Genomic DNA, 16,980 nt, shown 5'->3' on the forward strand with positions numbered 1-16,980 from the left:
GCGCCGGTCAGCGTTCCACCCGAGCATACACGGGCGGAAACAGGTCATCCGCTGCACGGTTCCGGCTGTCCCGGACGCTGTAGGCGCGGCGCATCTTGTCAAAGAGTTCCTGGCCCCTCTGCCGCCAGTGGTCCAGGTTCACTCCCTCGATCACACCGTTGGCCATAATTGTCCGGCCTGCCACCACCGAAAGCACGGTCTGGCGGGCTGTTCCATTGAGGATGAGGGTTCGTAGCGGGCCATCATGGACGCCGTCGCGGATGTCTCCCAGCGAGAAAGCCACAAGGTCTGCCTGAGCACCCGGCTGGAGCCGCCCAAGGTCCGGACGGCGCAGTGCATGCGCTCCTCCTACCGTGGCTGCGTCGAAGTATCCGGCCACGTCGCCGGCGTCGTTCGTCCCGGCCAGAATCTTGGCCAGTTGCACGCCGGCGTCAATGCCGCGGATCAGGTCGGGCGGAAACGAGTCGGTACCCAGGGAAATGTTGATTCCTGCCGCCTTGTAGGCATTGAAGGAATCCAGCGTGCTGCCGTAGCGCATGGACGTCAACGGGCAATGGATGATGCTGGCACCGCTTGCTGCCAACCGGGCGAGGTCGCCATGGTCCTCCCCGAATACGGCAGGATTCCGATCGGTGTAGGTGGCGTGCGGGATGAGCAGGCGTTCGTTGAGTATTCCCACCTGCTCCAAAAGCTCCAGGGGTGTCACGCCGTGACGTTCCAGAATGAGCTCGCGCTCCACGAGCCCTTGAAGTGAGTGCAGGCGTACCAACACATCGCGATCCGCGGAGGCGGCTGCCGTCTCCTTAAGCAGTTCGATGTCCAACGTTTCGATCCGGCACGGGAGCAGGACTCCGTTGACCAAGGGGTCATCGAGTTCCGTTGCGTGGTCAAGGAAACGCAAGGCGTCGGCCAATCCCTCACGGCCGCGGCCGTCGTCGAACATTACCGAGCGTTCGCCGTTCTCCAACACGACGTTCACACCGGATCTATAGGCGGGGCCCAAGTAGCCGCGCAGGCCCAAGCGTCGGCTGGTATCCGCCATGCCCACCAGTTCCTCGAAAGGTTCAGCCCACTCTGAGTGAACTTCCGAGGCGATGGGCATGTAGGTAGTGATGCCGTGAAGTATCAGCTGAATCAGGGCGTATTCGCGGATCTCCTGGCGTTCTTCGGCTGTGAAGACGTCAGTGCGGTGGTGCTGGAAGTAGTCCTCGGACCACTGATGGCCTTTGGCCTGCTCCGGGCCTGCCCAGCTGTCCAGGATGAGGTGATCTATGTCTGTCAGGGCGTCGAGGTCGATCAAGCCGGGCATCAGCAGGGCTTCGCCTACGTGGACTTCCTCGTCCACCGGCCCGGTGTACTCGTGTCCCACGTAGTCGATGGTGTGGCCGCTGTACACCACGCACGCATTTTCGAGCAGAACGTGGCGGCCGTTCTGATGCCCCAGCACATAGCGGGCGGTGACCTTGGTAGGCACGGCGACTCCTGTTTCCTGTCCGGTAGGGACAGCTCGTATTACCCTCTGGTATTCCAAACAGTACATTAATTGTGATTTACATCGCACCAATCCTGCTCTAGTCTATTTTGGTATACAAGAACTCCGGAGCCAGCTCCTTATCACGAAATGAGCAGAACCGTTGACCCAGATACAGTCCGTCGAACCAAGCATCGGCAGCCCGCCGCTCCCTCCGGCAACGTCGCCGGAGGCCAAAGCACCTGCCGAAGCGCGTTCCCTTCTCGCCACGGCCTGGATGAGGATCCGGCGCAGCAAGATCGCGCTCCTCAGCCTGTGCGTGGTGGTTGCCATCCTGCTGTTCGCCATCCTGGCTCCCGTCCTCAGCGCCATGTCAGGCAACGACCCCTACACGTCCAACACCAGTCCCGAGGTTCTGGATGACTTCCAAACCCCCGGTCTGCCGCTCCCCGGCTACATGTATCCCTCGGCCCAGCACTGGTTGGGCGTCGAGCCCGGGTTGGGACGCGACCTCTTCGCCAGGCTCGCCTACGGCGGACAAGTGTCACTCACCATCGCGCTGCTCTCCACCGTCGTTTCAGTGGTCCTCGGAACGGTCCTCGGCGCGGCGGCAGGCTACTTCGGCGGCAAGACGGACGCCATCATCAGCCGCATCATGGACTTATTCCTGGCCTTCCCGCACCTTCTCCTGGTGCTCTCCCTGACACCCATCCTGCAGTCACGGCTGAGGGACACGCCGCTGGGCGAAGGCAGCTTCCTGCCCATGGCATCCCTGGTGATCATCCTGGGCTTCTTCGGATGGGCGTACCTCGCCAGAATCGTCCGAGGCCAGGTGCTGAGCCTCCGCGAGCGCGAGTTCGTCGAAGCCGCCCGATCCTTCGGCGCCTCTCACCTGAGCATTCTCTTCCGCCAGATCATCCCCAATGTCATGGGAGTCGTCCTGGTGTACGCCACCATGCTGATCCCCACCAACATCTCGGCGGAGGCCGCGCTGTCCTTCCTGGGCGTCGGCGTCAAGGATCCGACACCGTCGTGGGGCCAGATGCTCAATGCTGCCCAGTCCGGCAACTGGTACCTCAGTGATCCGTGGTTCCTCGCTGTCCCCGGCGTCATGCTCATCGTTACCGTCCTGGCCTTCAACCTCCTGGGCGACGCCGTCCGGGATGCCTTGGATCCCAAAGCTTCGCGTCACTAACCCTTATCCCCCGCATCGCCTCCCACCCCCTCACAAGGAGCATCATGAAAACCCCTGCAAGAGCTCTGGCACTTTCGGTGCTGATCGCCATGGCCGCGACCGGCTGCGGCGCCGGCCAAAGCCAGCCCAGCAGTTCCAAGCCCGCCGGTTCGGTCACAGAGTTGGCCCCCAACGTGGTCAAGTCCGGCTTCACCGCCAAGGGCGGCAATATCAACGTCCTGATGTCCTCCGATTTCCAGACCCTGGACCCCGGAAACAGCAACTATGTTCAGACGGCGAATGTTGGCCAGCTTTACTACCGCACGCTCACCATGGCGAAGGAGACGGCGGGCCAGCCGCCAACAGTAGTCCCGGACCTGGCAACGGACACCGGCAAGGTCTCCGATGACGGCCTCAGCTGGACGTTCACCCTCAAGGAAGGCGTGAAGTTCGAGGACGGAACGCACATTACCTCTGCGGACATCAAGTACGGCGTGGAGCGAACCTTCGCGCAGGATGTGTACACCCAGGCGCCGCAGGAGTTGAACGCAGCGCTCGACGCCGGCGGGTACAAGGGGCCGTACAAGGATCCTTCCGCTGTGCTCAAGGCGGTTGAAACGCCCGATGAGCGCACCGTGGTCTTCCACCTCAAGAAGCCCTTTGCTGAGTTCCCTGCCCTGGCGTCCCGTTCCAATACGGCGCCGGTCCCGAAGGCCAAGGACACCAAGCTGGACTACACCAATCACCCGGTGTCCTCGGGCCCGTACATGGTGGAGTCCTACAACCGCGGCAAGTCCCTCAAGCTGGTCCGCAACCCGCACTGGGACCCCGCAACGGACCCCAACCGCTCGGCCCTTCCGGACACCTTCAGCTTCTCGCTGTCCACCTCACAGGCCACCATCAGCCAGCAGCTTTTGGCGGACTCTGATCCGAATGCCATCACCCTTGACTCCAACGGTGCGCTCCAAACCTCGGACTCCGCCAAGCTGGCCGACGCCCAGGTCAAGGACCGGGTGGCCTCGGGTCTCCTGGGATGCAACGACGTCCTGAGTTTGAACACCGAGAAAATCAAGGACCCGGATGTCCGCAAGGCAATCGCTTTGGCTCTGGACCGCCAGTCCATCCTGGTTCAGTACGGTGGACGACGATTCGGCGAAATCACCCAGAGCCCGCTGAACGCCAAGATGCGCGGTTATGTAGAGACCGAACTGGAACTGGATCCCACTGGCAAGCCGAAGTTGGAGGAAGCCAAGAAGCTCCTTGAAGGCAAGGACTTCCCTAAGACCCTGACCTACGGGTACGCCAACAATCGGGATGCCTTCAAGAACACCGGAACGGTTGTCCAGCAGAACCTCAAGGCCTTGGGCATCGAGGTTGAGCTGGTTCCGATCCCGGCACCCAACTACTACTCCGTACTGGCCAGCGAGCAGCTGCCGGACATGGGCCGTTCCGGCTGGTGCGGCGGTGCCGACCCGGCGTCAATCCGCACCTCCGCGGATCCCCTGCTGGGACCGAACAATGAGGGCACCAGCTACGGCTTCTCCAACACGTCCCGATACTTCGATCCCGTAGTTTCCAAGACCATGTTTGATCTCCGCAATACGGACGGCACCTCCGAGGAACTGGGCAAGAAGTGGTCCGAGGCGTTCGGCTCAGCTTTGAAGACCTACCCGATCGTCCCGCTCATCCGCAGCCACACCAACAGCGTGGTGGGTTCCAACGTCCGCAACGCCCAGGTGGGCTACTTCTTCGGCGGCATCGATCTCTCGATCGTCGGCGTCGAGCAATAACCGGGCTTCGAAAACTATTCGGGCATAGTCCAGAAGGAGAAGCGGGCCGTCTGCATCAGCGGGCGGCCCGCAACCACCACCATGATGACTTTCATTCTTCGCCGGACCGGTTCATTGGTCCTGCTTCTCGCCGCGGTCAGCTTTATTACCTTCACGCTTTTCCAACTCGGCCCCTCTGATCCCGCAGCCGCTGCTTGCGGTCAGGAATGCACACCCGAGCGTGTGGCCGAGGCCCGTGTTGCTTTGGGCATGGACCAGCCTTTCCTCGTCCAGTACGCCGATTACATCCGCGGGCTTTTTTCTTCGCGAATGATCGGTGCCCCGGGTGCGCAGACTCTTTGCGAATGGCCGTGCCTCGGAAAGTCCTTCCAAACAAATGAGAACGTAGCCGACATCATCGGCCGCTCGCTTCCCTACACCTTCTCCATGGCCATCGGCGCGCTGGTGCTGTGGACCATCAGCGGCGTCGGGCTGGGCCTTCTTGCCGCCCTGCGCAAGGGCTCGCCCGTGGACAAGTTCATTGTTGGCGCAGCCTCTGTAGGTGTCTCGCTACCCATCCCCGTTACCGGTCTGTTCCTGCTGCTCCTGTTCGTCAACCAACTGCACCTGTTGCCCTTCACCACCAACGAGATCAACAGCCCCTTTGGCCCGCAGGGACCCGGGGCGTGGGTGGCCAACTACCTGCTGCCCTGGATCGCGCTGGCTGTGCTCTTCAGTGCCTCCTACATCCGCGTTACCCGAACCAACATGATCGAGACGTTCGGCGAGGACTTCATCAGGACGGCCCGCGCCAAGGGCCTGGCACCGCGGACGGTCACCTTCAAGCACGGCGTGCGAGCCGGCATCACACCGGTTGTGACCATGCTCGGCATGGACATCGGCCTGTTGCTGGGCGGCGCAGTCCTTACCGAGCAGATCTTCTCCGTCCCCGGCTTGGGCTTCACCGCCGTACACGCCGCCATTTCCGGCGATCTCCCCGTCACCATGGCCATCACCATGCTGGCCGCGTTCTTCGTGATCGTGGCCAACGTCGTGGTGGATCTCGCCTACGCCGCCATCGATCCCCGAGTGAGGCTCCAATGACCCCGTTGAATATCAGCACCAAGAAGGCGAACGCCCCGGCTGGCGATACGGCAGGTAGCACAGCAACAGAAGCGTTCCTTGAGGTACGCGACCTCACCGTGAAGTTCCCTACGGACGACGGCGTTGTTTCCGCAGTGAACGGCATGGATTTTTCACTGGAACGGGGTCAGACCCTTGGCATTGTGGGCGAGTCCGGTTCCGGAAAATCCGTGACCAGCCAAGCGCTGATGGGCCTGCTCAAAGGCACGTCGGCTCAGGTCACAGGCCAAGCGATGTTCCAGGGCAAAGATCTGGTAACCCTGCCCGAGTCCGCAATGCGCCCGCTCCGTGGCCGCAACATCGGCATGATCTTCCAGGACCCCCTTTCTGCGCTGCACCCCTTCTATACGGTGGGTCACCAGATTGCCGAGGCGTACCTGGTCCACAACAAGGCGAACAAGAAGCAGGCCCGGGCTGCCGCCGTCGACATGCTGGGAAGGGTGGGTATCCCCAGTCCTAAGCAGCGCTACGACGAGTACCCGCACCACTTCTCCGGTGGCATGCGGCAGCGCGCCATGATCGCCATGGCGCTGATTTGCGAACCCGAGCTGTTGATTGCCGACGAACCAACCACTGCATTGGATGTGACGGTTCAGGCCCAGATCTTGGACCTCATGTCCGAGCTTCAAGAGGAAATTAACTCCGCTCTCATTCTGATCACCCACGACCTCGGTGTGGTGGCCGAGGTCAGCGACAACGTGCTGGTCATGTACGGCGGCCAGTGCGTTGAGTCCGGGCCCGTGGACGAAATCTTCTACGACACGCAGCACCCTTACACTTTGGGACTGCTCAATTCGATGCCTACGCTCAACAGCGCGGCGAGCAGGCTGAACCCCATACCCGGCCAGCCGCCGTCGCTCCTTGACCTGCCCAGGGGCTGCATCTTCAGCGCGCGGTGTCAGTACGCCGAACTCGCCGGCGACGGCCTGTGCAGCAACCAGCGGCCGGAACTGCGGGTTGAGGACGGGCACGGCAAACGCTGCCATTTGAGCGGCCCGCAGATCATCACCATCCGGAATTCGCGTTAGGACCCGCCATGGAACATCAGCCAATTCTCCAGATTGAAAATCTGCAGAAGCACTTCCCGCTGAAGGGCGGGCTGCTGCCGGGCGCCGCCAAGCGCTCTGTAAAAGCGGTCGACGGCGTATCGTTCAGTCTTGCTCGAGGCCAGACTTTGGGGCTCGTAGGTGAGTCCGGATGCGGCAAGTCGACCACAGGCCGCATGGTTGCGCGCCTCATGGACCCGACGGGTGGACGAATTCGGGTGGACGGGGAGGACATCAGCGGACTCCGGGGCAAGGATCTGTACAACTTCCGGCGGAAAGTCCAGATGATTTTCCAGGATCCCTTCGCTTCGTTGAATCCGCGTCAGACGGTGGGCACGGCCATCGCGGCTCCCATGGTGGCGCAGAAGATCAACCCTCCGGGTGGACTCAAGAACCGGGTCAAGGAACTCCTGGACCATGTGGGGCTCAAGCCGGAGCACTACAACCGGTTCCCGCATGAGTTTTCCGGCGGTCAGCGTCAGCGTGTAGGTATCGCCAGGGCGATCTCCCTGAATCCTTCGGTGATTGTGTGCGACGAACCAGTATCCGCCCTGGATGTTTCGGTGCAGGCACAGGTAGTGAACCTGTTGCAGCAGATCCAGCGCGATACCGGTGTTTCCTACATTTTCATCGCCCACGATCTTTCTGTGGTCCGGCACATTTCCCATGAGGTCGCGGTGATGTACTTGGGCAAGATCGTTGAGCAGGGGCCTCGCGACGCTTTGTTCAGCGATCCCTTGCACCCGTACACCAAAGCACTGCTGTCGGCGGTGCCGCTGCCGGATCCGCGCGCTGCCCGCGAACAAGTGAAGATCCGCCTTCGCGGCGATCTGCCTTCTCCGGCCAATCCACCCAGCGGCTGCGTCTTCCGGACACGTTGCCCGTTGATCGGCACGCTTCCAGAGGAACAACGCCAACGCTGCATTGACCAGATTCCGGCGCCAGCCACGCCTGGCGCACCGGCTTGCCACCACGCAGGTCTGGCCGCAACGGCCCTGGCCGGCGTGCAATAGAGGCCTGCAATGGTTTCACTACCAAAGGAGCAAACATTGAACACCCTGATCCGCGCCGTCCGCCCTTGGGGGCAAGCGCTCAGCGACGTCACCGTTGTTGCGGGCGAAACCGGCGGCAAGATCACCAGCGTCGAGGCCCATGACCCTGCCCGGGTGGTTCCAGCCGGAGGGACCGTCGTAGAAGGCCGCGGACGCTTGCTGCTGCCATCGTTCTCGGACGTCCACGTGCACTTGGACTCCACCCGGATCGGCCTCCCTTTCCGGGAACACACCGGCGGTCCGGGCGTGTGGACCATGATGATGAACGATCGCCAAAACTGGCGCAACGCCGAGGTTCCGCTGCAGGAACGCGTGAACGACACCTTGGGCCGGATGATCGCCCGGGGTACTACTCGCGTCCGCTCCTATGCGCAAGTGGATGTGGACTGCAGGCTGGAGCGTTTCGACGCCGTTGCTGCCGCCAAGGAGAAGTTCGCCGGCCACACCTCGTTGGACATCATCGCCTTCCCTCAGGCTGGTTTGTTGCTGGAGGAGGGGACAGTGGAATTGATGGAGGAGGCGTTGAAAGCGGGCGCCAACGTAATGGGCGGCATCGATCCTTGTACGCTGGACCGTGATCCCGCGAAGCACCTGGACATCGTGTTCGGACTGGCGGAGAAGTATCAGGTTCCTATCGACATCCACCTCCACGAGCCCGGTGAGCTGGGTGTCTTCAGCACCGATTTGGTACTGGAGCGCACCCGCGCGCTCGGAATGCAGGGCAAGGTGACCATGTCCCACGCCTACCAATTGGGTAGCGTGAACGAAGCCACCACACGCAGGCTCATTGATGCTTTCGCTGAGCTCGATGTCTCTTTGGCTTCGGTTGCACCTTCTGCAGCAGGTCAACTGCCCATCCCGCTGCTCACGGAAGCCGGCGTTCGCTTGGGGATCGGCGAAGACGGTCAGCGCGACTACTGGTCCCCCTACGGCAACACGGACATGCTGGACCGGACCTGGCAGCTCGCCTTCACTCATGGTTTCCGCAAGGACGAGCTGATCGAGCACTGCCTGGCCATCGCCACCATCGGTGGGGCGAGCATTCTTGACCCAAGCGCCACCAGGCTCAAGGACACAGCCCACCGTCCCGGCGTCGAGGTTGGCGATCCCGCAGAACTGCTTCTGGTGGACGGCGAAACCGTGGCCTCCACGGTGATGGACCGGGGAAAGGACCGCACTGTGATCCACGCCGGCAGGGTGGTGGCCGACCAGCTGGAACTCGTCTAGCGCCCGCAAGAAAACCGTCTTTGTTCGAACACCTCGCCGCATAGCGACAGCGTGGGTCTCGAACGAGGGCGGGTTTTCGCGTTAAGTGTTACTCGCCTCGTGCCGTGGGCGCGTCATCCAGCGGCGACCACCACGTTACAGCGGGAGTGACCGTGAATCGGCGGCCAGTAACCTTGCTTGGAGTGATCCGAATGAACTGGTCCTTCTGCCCCGCTTCCCACGGGAACAACAGGAGGCCGATGGTATCCAGCACGTCCTCGGTCAGCTTCACCTCGGACGCCTGGCCCTTGACCACCACGCTCCACGCCACACCTGTCTCGGCATTGACACCGTCGGCTTCGATGGCCACGGGAGTATCGCCGAGGGCCGCATGGAGCTTGGTGCCCTCGCCGGTTCGGAACACCATGGTTCCGTGGTCCACTTTGTAATTCACTGGGAAGATGTCCGGGTGGTCGTCCACCAAGACAGCAAGCCTCCCCACTGAGACACCACGGAGGAGGTCCCAACACTCGTTGGTCTCCAGAATTTCAGTAGCGGGCGGTCCTGGCTGATTCGTCCCTGATGGTGAGTTCGTCATATCGCCGAGGATACGCCGCAGAGTTGCTACCCGACAGGCCCGTGCGAAGCCATCGCACGGCGGGCGCCGTCCGATTCCCCGCCGTTGAGAACAGAGGGGTTAGCGAACAGGAGAGGGATTGGCTGGTACCTGCTGGGGTGTTTCAGCCGATTCGACACTCACCAGCGGTCCCCGGACGGCCAGGAACCCCGCACCGGCCAGAACCACGGCTTCGGCTGCAAGCACCCAGAATGTCACTTCCCAGCCACCTGTGATGGTGTGCAGCAACCCGGCGCCCAGCGGCCCCAACGAAGCCAGAGCGAATCCGAATCCCTGGCTCATGGCAGAGAGCCTTCCGGCGGACTGGGGTCCAGCCGATCGGATCACCACCAAGGCCATAGCCAAGCCGAAGCCCGCGCTTTGGACAATTCCGAGGACCCCAACCATGAGGAACTGCAGCTCGGCCGGTGCTGCGAGGACTCCCAGGAGTGCCAGTGCCACCGAGAGCCCCAGGCCGGGGGCCATGATCCGAAGGATGGCGGGTCGGCCGGCCAGCACGGGTGCCAGCAAACTGGCCGGGAGCCCTGCAATGCTGAACCAGGCCAGCAAGGCGGCGGAGTCGGCCGGCGAAAGGCCCCGGGATACCAAGTACACGGCCAGCCACGACGTGATGGCGAAGTAGAGCATGGCCTGCAGCCCGAAGAACGCGGTGACTGCCCACGCCGTGCGCTGCTTCCTGAGCGGGGTGACCACATCAGGGGCTCCGGTGATGGTGCCTGCAGTGGTGGGTGCCGCCGTCGGGCGTCCTCCGGATCGATGGATCAGGAAGGCACCGATCAGGGCGGGCACTGCCCACACGGCCAGGGCTGACGGCAGGTTGCCGCCGAATGCCTGCTCAAGTGGCTGGACCAGTCCGGCACCGAGCGCGGCGCCAAGACCGAATCCCATGGTGCACAGGCCCGTCCACCACCCGGTCCCGCGGTTGGCTTTGACGATCTGGGGAACCAGCACGCTGGCCGTCATGATCGCGCTGCCGGCCAAGAACGTGCCGGGCAGCAAAAGTGCGGACACGGTCGCCCGAACAATCAATGCAGCAGCGAGTACCAACAAGGCAACGGCCACAGCCGGCCCGGTCCCCAGCCGTCGGGCCAGCCAAGGCCCAATCGGCCCCGAAATACCAAAAGCCAACACGGGCAGGGTCCCCAACAAGGGAAGAAGCGAAGGATCCAAACCAAACACACCCGGCACCTGGTTCATGACCCCGGCGACGGTCGTAATAGCCGGCCGAAGATTAACAGACACCACAACTAGCGCGAGCAATACCAGCCCTGTAGTGAGTCGTGATCCACGCCCCGAAGGTCGGGCATCGTCCAGGCGCAGTTCTTCCACGTCATTCTCCTCATAGCAACTTTGGTATACCAAGCAAGCCTAGGAGGAGATTGGTGGAAAGTAAACGCCGACAAACAAGCAGCATCGATGTGACACGCTCTAAGCGCGATACAATTTTGGAATACCAAGAAGTGTTGGGGTGGTCTGCAATCTGCAAGAGGATTGGAGGTGATAGAGCGTCACCCCCAAACCCGAGGGACGTGATAGAGCGTCACAGGAGCGCGCCGAGCGTTACGGCCCCGCGGGCCACACCGAAAAGCCAGCCTTAGATAGCCTTCCCCGGGTTCAGAATCCCCTGGGGATCAAACAGCTCCTTGATCCGCCGCTGCAACTCCCGCACGGGCTCTGGCTGCTCAAGGCCGAGCCAGCGGAGCTTGTATTGCCCCACGCCGTGTTCACCTGTGATGGTGCCGCCCATGCCCAGTCCTACCCGGATGGATTCGTCCAGGGCAGTGTTGAGTCGCTGCAGGGCGTCGGCGTCGGTGGTTGGGTCTACACGGTCCATCCAGAAGGTGGGATGCAGGTTCCCGTCGCCGGCGTGGGCCACGACTTTGAGTCGTACCTGGAATCGGGCGGCCATGGCTTCGAGTTCGGCTACGAAGTCCACCAGCCGGGAGCGAGGGACTGCGATGTCTTCACCTACCCGGAATTCGTCGTCCACTTCCACGCCTCGGCTGTTGCGTCGAAGTTCCACCAACATTTCGGCTTCGGCGCTGGCTTCGGTGGTCACGGTGGCGCCGCCATCGGCGAGGACCTGCCGGACGACGTCGGCTTCTGCAGCCGCCCCAAAACCGTCTGTCTGGATGAGCAGCAGGGACTTGCCGCGCTTTTGCAGGTCGCCGCCGTGGAGTTCGTCGAGCTGCACCAGGGTTCCGTTGTCCAGGAGTTCCATGATGGCGGGCTGTACCCTGGCCTTGCCTACGGCGAGTACCCCGGCGGCGGCGCTACGGAAATCCCGGTAGAAGGCAGCAATGGTGTGCACCTCGCGGGGCAGGTACTTCAGGCGAACGGTCACACCCACCACGATCCCCAGTGTTCCTTCTGAGCCCACAAGCAGTGCGGTCAGGTCATAGCCGGCGACGCCTTTGAAGGTTTGGTGACCGGTGTGCATCAGCGAGCCGTCGGCCATGACGACGTCCAGCGCCAGCACGGAGTCGCGCGTTACACCGTATTTGGCGCACCGCAGTCCCCCGGCGTTCGTGGCCACGTTGCCGCCGATGGTGGATACTTTGTAACTGGCCGGGTCCGGCGCGTACATGAGCCCGTGTTCGGCGGCGGCAGCGTTCAGTTCAGCGTTGATGACGCCGGGTTCGACGACGGCCGTCTCGTCGTCGGGATTGAGGGCCAGGATGCGGTTCATCCGTTCCAAGCTCAGGACGATGCAGCCTGGGGTGGCGTGCGCACCTCCGGAGACACCGGTGCCAGCGCCCCGTGCAACGATCGGCACCTGATGGGCCGCGCAGCTGCGGACAATGCGTTGCACGTCTTCGACCGATTCGGCCCAGACCACAGCGAGCGGCAGGTTCCTCTCAAGGATTGGCCCCTGATCTGCGGAGTAAACGGTGAGGGTCTCTTGATCGCCCGCCATTTGCCCGGTATTCAGCCCGGCTTCGAGCTCCTGCAGGAAGGTGCGTTGCGCGGCTGAAGGTTGCATGGCTTCCCCGTGGCCTGCGGCGCGTTTCTTGATGCTTTCCCCTGATGTTCCGGCAACCGCCGTTTCGTCCGACAAGGCTTTCCCTCCACATGAGCTCCGCGGACACGCCAAACCGGCAGTCTTCGCAGTCTTTTCAGTGCCAGTCTAGTCAGCTGCGCACATCGCCGGCGCGGCACCGAATGCCCTCCAGTACGTGCGAATGTCAGTCAGGGGAATCGCCTGGATCACGGTACTCCCATGGCCGACTGCAAGCGCTTCCAGATCCAAACATGTAACCCGCGGGCGAGGATTACCAAGCCTACTTGGAAGCCGCAAAGTCAGCATCCTTAGGACTGGAAACGTTTACACTTTGAGGAAATCTCTCCTACGATGTGTTCATGTCCGTTGATTCCATGCTCTCGGTTGCGACCCACGAGCCCACTGCAGCTTTTACGCATCTGACCCCGGTCCACGACGCCTCCACGGCGCACGGCTGGTGGCGTTCGGCTGTGATCTACCAGATCTATCCGCGGTCCTTCCGCGACCTCAACGGTGATGGCGTGGGAGACCTGGCGGGCATCACTGCCGAGCTCGCCCACCTGGCTGCGCTGGGTGTGGACGCCGTGTGGCTGTCACCCTTCTACCGTTCACCTCAGAGGGATGCCGGATACGACGTCAGCGACTACTGCGATGTCGATCCGCTCTTCGGCACCCTGGCCGACTTCGACGCCCTCATTGCCGAAGCCCACAGGCTCAACCTGCGCGTCATCGCGGACCTCGTCCCCAACCACTGCTCGGATCAGAACGTGGCCTTCCAAGCAGCCCTCACTGCCGGGGCCGGCAGCGCGGAGCGGGACATGTTTATCTTCCGGGACGGCCAGGGACCGGACGGCAACGAGCCGCCCAACAACTGGCAGTCGCACTTCGGCGGCCCGGCATGGACACGCATCACGGAGCCGAACGGCCAACCCGGCCAGTGGTTCCTGCACCTCTTCGACTCCTCGCAGCCGGACTTCAACTGGGACAACCCGGCCGTGCATGCCGAGTTTGAACGCGTCCTGCGCTTCTGGCTGGACCGCGGCATCTCCGGTTTCCGCGTGGACGTCGCCCACGCTCTGGTCAAGGCCGCAGGACTCCCCAACTGGGGTGGCCGTGCGGACGGCAACAGCTCAGACGGTTTCCCGGGCCAGGACGCGCCGATGTTTGGCCAACCGGCTCTGCACGATATCTACCGCCGCTGGCGCTCCATCCTGGAAGAGTATGGACCGGACCGCATCCTGTGTGCCGAAGCCAACGTGGACCCGCTCCCCCGCTTGGCACAGTGGGTCCGTCCCGACGAAATGCACCAGGCCTTCAACTTCCCTTACCTGCACGCAGGACTGGATGTGAACCGCCTCCGCCACATCATCACCGACTCCCTGGTGTCTCTGGATGCCGTGGGCGCCCCGAGCACCTGGGTGCTGTCCAACCACGATGTTGTGCGGCACGTTTCACGATTCGGCTACGACGGACCAGGCCCCCGTGACGGCGACGGAATCGGCCCTGACGACGTCCAGCCCAACGAGGAACTCGGACGACGGCGTGCTGCCGCGGCCACCATGTTCATGTTGGGCCTGCCTGGCGGCGCCTACCTCTACCAAGGAGAAGAACTGGGCCTTCCCGACTCCTTCGGCATCCCCGGCAGCATGCGCCAGGACCCCACATTCACCCGGACCGGTGGATCACGCATCGGCCGCGACGGTTGCCGGGTGCCACTCCCTTGGCGCTCCGCCGAACCACACTCCGGGTTCGGTAGCGGCATGGACCCCTGGCTGCCGCAACCGGAGTCCTGGCCCGCACTGGCGAGGGACAAGCAAGAGGCAGATCCGGCGTCGCACCTTAACCTGTACCGCCGGATGCTTGCCCTTCGCGCCACGCACCGGCTCGGAGAGGGTTCCCTTGCCTGGGTGGAGGACTTCTGCAGCGGGAGCTCCCTCGCCTACCTCAACGGCAACACCCTTGTGATCATGAACGTCGGGGCCGACGCCATGGCGCTCCCGGAAGGCGAAACCATCCTGCGAAGCTCCGGAGCGGAGGGCGCGGGTCTACTAGGCTCGGGGGAGACAATCTGGCTCACAGCCAGCTAACTTTCCCCGAGGAGCAGCATGACCGGCATCAAGGACGTAGCCGAACGAGCAGGGCTGTCCGTTGCTACGGTCTCGCGGGCCCTGAGCGGAAAGGGCAACGTTTCCTCCAGCAGCCGAGAACGTGCCCGCACCGCGGCAGCCGAATTGGGATTCGTAGTGTCCTACCATGCGTCGAGCCTGGCCTCCGGGCGCACGCACAACGTCGGTTTGGTGGTTCCCTCGGTCCACCGCTGGTTCTATTCGGCGGTGATCGAGGGCGCCTCCGCTGCGCTGCTTGAGGCCGGGTACGACCTCACCCTTTACAACATCGGTGAAAATCCTGCTCACCGGCAAAGCGTCTTTACCGACTTCCTGCTCCGCAAAAGGGTGGATGCGGTGATTGCAGTCTCCCTTGAGCTCAGCGAACACGAGCTCCAGCAGCTTCATGCCATGCACCGGCCCATTGTGGGCATCGGGGGCCCCTTGCCGGGAGCCTCTACCATCAGGATCGACGACTCCGGAATCGCGCTGAAAGCCACCAACCACCTGTTGGGCCTGGGCCACACCAAGATCGCGCACGTCACCGGTCTTGAAGCCTATGACCAAGACTTCCACCTGCCCGGAACCCGCCGCAGCGGTTATGAAAGAGCAATGCACGACGCCGGTTGCCCCGTCAGGCCCGAATGGATCGTTTCCGCGGACTTCACCATAGAAGGCGCATACGCTGCCGCGCGGCAACTCCTGGCAAGCGCTCCGGAGAGGCCCACCGCAGTTTTCGCAGCGTCAGATGAAATGGCGATCGGGACCATACTCGCCGCCAGGGACTTCGGGCTGCGCATCCCGGATGACCTCTCGGTGATGGGCATTGACGGGCATGACCTCGGCAAGGTGCTTGGCCTGACAACCATCGACCAGGACGCCAAGGGCCAGGGCGCATTGGCTGTTCGGACACTTCTGGGTGCAATCACCAACGGGCTGGTCCTGGAACCGGCCGACACTGAGCACCCCACCCAGCTGGTGGTCCGGACAAGTACGGCTGTTCCCAGGGCCGGCTCTTAGGCCTCTTTACGGCAGCCGCCGCTCCATCACGAGCTCCAGCTTTGACGTATCCTGCGGATAAGGCCGGCTGGCACCCGTAGTCTCGAATCCGTGGCGTCGGTAGAACGCAAGCGCCCTCACGTTCTCCTCGTGAACCCCCAGCTCGATGCTTTCGGCTCCCAGCTCCTCCGCCGCGGCCTTGCACGATTCGCTGAGGAGTTCATCGGCCAGTCCCAGCCCGCGGTGCTCAGGCGCCACGTAGACGCTGATAAGCATGGCCTGCGGCGGCTTCTCCGCGCTTTCGGGGTGTTTGAGCACCACACGCATCAGTCCACACAGTTTGCTGCCATCCTCGCCTGTATCAGCCACCAGGGTGATGCTGGCATCTCCGGACATTGCGGCAGCACGCTCCTGCCACTGGGATTCCGTATGCCGGCGCGCAGCATCCAGCCTCTCAACATAGGCCATGGGCGTATCCGAGAGCATCTCCAGACGCACTGCTTTCAACAACTGCCAATCACTCGCGTGGAGCCTGCGGGTCCTAGGCAACTGCCCCGCCCATGAATCGCACATATCGCTCAAGGACTCGAGGCCAGCCTTCGGCGTAGGACTCCCGCGAGGCCGCAGGGTCCTCGGCGCCCTCCCAACCATCATGGATCAGACGTACTTCAGTGCCCTCATCCACTGCCCGGAAGACCACACGGATCTCAGTGGACCACAAAGGAGTACTGGCCGGGTACCAGCTGGCGTGGAAGGATAGCGGAGGCTGCCAGTCATCAATTGTCCCCCACACGGACGTGCGGCCATCCTCGGCTGTCTCCAGGATCAGGTTCTCTTCGAACTCAACATGCGATCCCTCGCCATACACGCTTTCCTGTTCCAGCGGCCACCAAAGGTGTGGATGATCGGTGAAGCCTTGGAAGGCATGCGAGACGTTGGTGGGCACCACAACAGTCATGATGAGGGGCTCCAGTCCGTCACCGTCCTGCCTGGACGGCTCGGGCTCCGATTCAGGGTGGCTAAACAGATTTTCCATGACCACCAACTCTACCGGGGGTGAATGGCACACAGCTGGGTTAAAGCGGGCGCTGTGAGCTTGAGGACAGCGCCCAAGACCTTACGTTGTGGAGAGCACTTAAATGCGGGGAGCCCCGACCTGGTGGTCGGGGCTCTCCTGAATTTGTGTCCGGCGGTGTCCTACTCTCCCACACCCTCCCGGGTGCAGTACCATCGGCGCTGTGGGTCTTAGCTTCCGGGTTCGGAATGGGACCGGGCGTTTCCCCCACGCTATGACCGCCGTAACTCTGTTACCCGTTCCCGGTGGTGTGCCGGCCCTGGTGTGGGCTGGTCCCGTTGGGGTGGGAAATCTTTGGGTTA

Annotated in this window: 14 protein-coding genes and 1 rRNA gene; 8 read left to right on the top strand and 7 right to left on the bottom strand. The window is 62.8% G+C overall.

What is annotated here, in order from left to right; genetic code table 11:
* Nucleotides 1-7: 7 nt before the first annotated feature.
* Nucleotides 8-1,474, bottom strand: coding sequence for a chlorohydrolase family protein (locus J7I86_RS17815; RefSeq protein WP_214821995.1), 1,467 nt, complete (start codon nucleotides 1,472-1,474; stop codon nucleotides 8-10).
* A gap of 160 nt (nucleotides 1,475-1,634) precedes the next feature.
* Between J7I86_RS17815 and J7I86_RS17820 the strand changes: the two genes are divergently transcribed.
* The 6 genes from J7I86_RS17820 to J7I86_RS17845 all read left to right on the top strand — a co-directional run bounded on the left by J7I86_RS17820 (nucleotide 1,635) and on the right by J7I86_RS17845 (nucleotide 8,882).
* Nucleotides 1,635-2,666 carry an ABC transporter permease gene (locus J7I86_RS17820; RefSeq protein ID WP_286179975.1) on the top strand — a complete coding sequence of 344 codons (1,032 nt, stop codon included), beginning with the start codon at nucleotides 1,635-1,637 and terminating at the stop codon, nucleotides 2,664-2,666.
* A gap of 44 nt (nucleotides 2,667-2,710) precedes the next feature.
* Nucleotides 2,711-4,435, top strand: coding sequence for an ABC transporter substrate-binding protein (locus tag J7I86_RS17825; RefSeq protein ID WP_214821996.1), 1,725 nt, complete (start codon nucleotides 2,711-2,713; stop codon nucleotides 4,433-4,435).
* Nucleotides 4,436-4,516: 81 nt separating this feature from the next.
* On the top strand, nucleotides 4,517-5,518 hold the full coding sequence (locus tag J7I86_RS17830; protein WP_214821997.1) for an ABC transporter permease: 1,002 nt from the start codon (nucleotides 4,517-4,519) through the stop codon (nucleotides 5,516-5,518).
* Entirely contained in the window at nucleotides 5,515-6,585 is a 1,071-nt protein-coding gene (locus tag J7I86_RS17835) for an ABC transporter ATP-binding protein (RefSeq protein ID WP_214821998.1), read from the top strand. Before J7I86_RS17830 ends, J7I86_RS17835 begins: the two co-directional genes overlap by 4 nt.
* Before the next feature lie 8 nt (nucleotides 6,586-6,593).
* The gene (locus J7I86_RS17840; protein ID WP_214821999.1) at nucleotides 6,594-7,616 is read left to right on the top strand and encodes an ABC transporter ATP-binding protein; all 1,023 of its coding nucleotides are present in this window, start codon (nucleotides 6,594-6,596) and stop codon (nucleotides 7,614-7,616) included.
* 36 nt (nucleotides 7,617-7,652) lie between these two features.
* A complete protein-coding gene (locus tag J7I86_RS17845) occupies nucleotides 7,653-8,882 on the top strand; it encodes an amidohydrolase family protein (protein ID WP_214822000.1) in 1,230 nt (409 codons plus the stop codon).
* Nucleotides 8,883-8,970: 88 nt separating this feature from the next.
* On the opposite strand, the gene J7I86_RS17850 is transcribed toward J7I86_RS17845, so the two are convergent.
* The 3 genes from J7I86_RS17850 to J7I86_RS17860 all read right to left on the bottom strand — a co-directional run bounded on the left by J7I86_RS17850 (nucleotide 8,971) and on the right by J7I86_RS17860 (nucleotide 12,556).
* Complete coding sequence (locus J7I86_RS17850) at nucleotides 8,971-9,459, bottom strand: pyridoxamine 5'-phosphate oxidase family protein (protein WP_214822001.1); 489 nt, start codon at nucleotides 9,457-9,459, stop codon at nucleotides 8,971-8,973.
* Between the two features lie 99 nt (nucleotides 9,460-9,558).
* Nucleotides 9,559-10,818, bottom strand: a complete 1,260-nt coding sequence (locus J7I86_RS17855; protein WP_214822011.1) for an MFS transporter — start codon at nucleotides 10,816-10,818, stop codon at nucleotides 9,559-9,561.
* A 274-nt stretch (nucleotides 10,819-11,092) separates the two neighbouring features.
* On the bottom strand, nucleotides 11,093-12,556 hold the full coding sequence (locus J7I86_RS17860; RefSeq protein ID WP_286179976.1) for an FAD-binding oxidoreductase: 1,464 nt from the start codon (nucleotides 12,554-12,556) through the stop codon (nucleotides 11,093-11,095).
* A gap of 317 nt (nucleotides 12,557-12,873) precedes the next feature.
* On the opposite strand from J7I86_RS17860, the gene J7I86_RS17865 reads away from it, so the two are divergent.
* Nucleotides 12,874-14,586 (top strand): glycoside hydrolase family 13 protein, encoded by a 1,713-nt coding sequence (locus J7I86_RS17865; protein WP_396019909.1) that lies wholly within the window; start codon nucleotides 12,874-12,876, stop codon nucleotides 14,584-14,586.
* Nucleotides 14,587-14,604: 18 nt separating this feature from the next.
* Entirely contained in the window at nucleotides 14,605-15,624 is a 1,020-nt protein-coding gene (locus J7I86_RS17870) for a LacI family DNA-binding transcriptional regulator (RefSeq protein ID WP_214822003.1), read from the top strand.
* A gap of 6 nt (nucleotides 15,625-15,630) precedes the next feature.
* Here J7I86_RS17870 and J7I86_RS17875 read toward each other — a convergent pair whose 3' ends face one another.
* The 3 genes from J7I86_RS17875 to rrf all read right to left on the bottom strand — a co-directional run bounded on the left by J7I86_RS17875 (nucleotide 15,631) and on the right by rrf (nucleotide 16,904).
* Complete coding sequence (locus J7I86_RS17875) at nucleotides 15,631-16,176, bottom strand: GNAT family N-acetyltransferase (RefSeq protein ID WP_396019908.1); 546 nt, start codon at nucleotides 16,174-16,176, stop codon at nucleotides 15,631-15,633.
* Entirely contained in the window at nucleotides 16,145-16,639 is a 495-nt protein-coding gene (locus J7I86_RS17880; protein WP_214822004.1) for an SRPBCC domain-containing protein, read from the bottom strand. The genes J7I86_RS17875 and J7I86_RS17880 overlap by 32 nt, the downstream gene beginning before the upstream one ends.
* 148 nt (nucleotides 16,640-16,787) lie before the next feature.
* Nucleotides 16,788-16,904: ribosomal RNA gene (gene rrf / locus J7I86_RS17885) — 5S ribosomal RNA — on the bottom strand.
* Nucleotides 16,905-16,980: the final 76 nt, after the last annotated feature.

The sequence above is a fragment of the Arthrobacter sp. ISL-95 genome (assembly GCF_018613695.1).
In the GTDB taxonomy this organism is placed as follows: Bacteria; Actinomycetota; Actinomycetes; order Actinomycetales; family Micrococcaceae; genus Arthrobacter.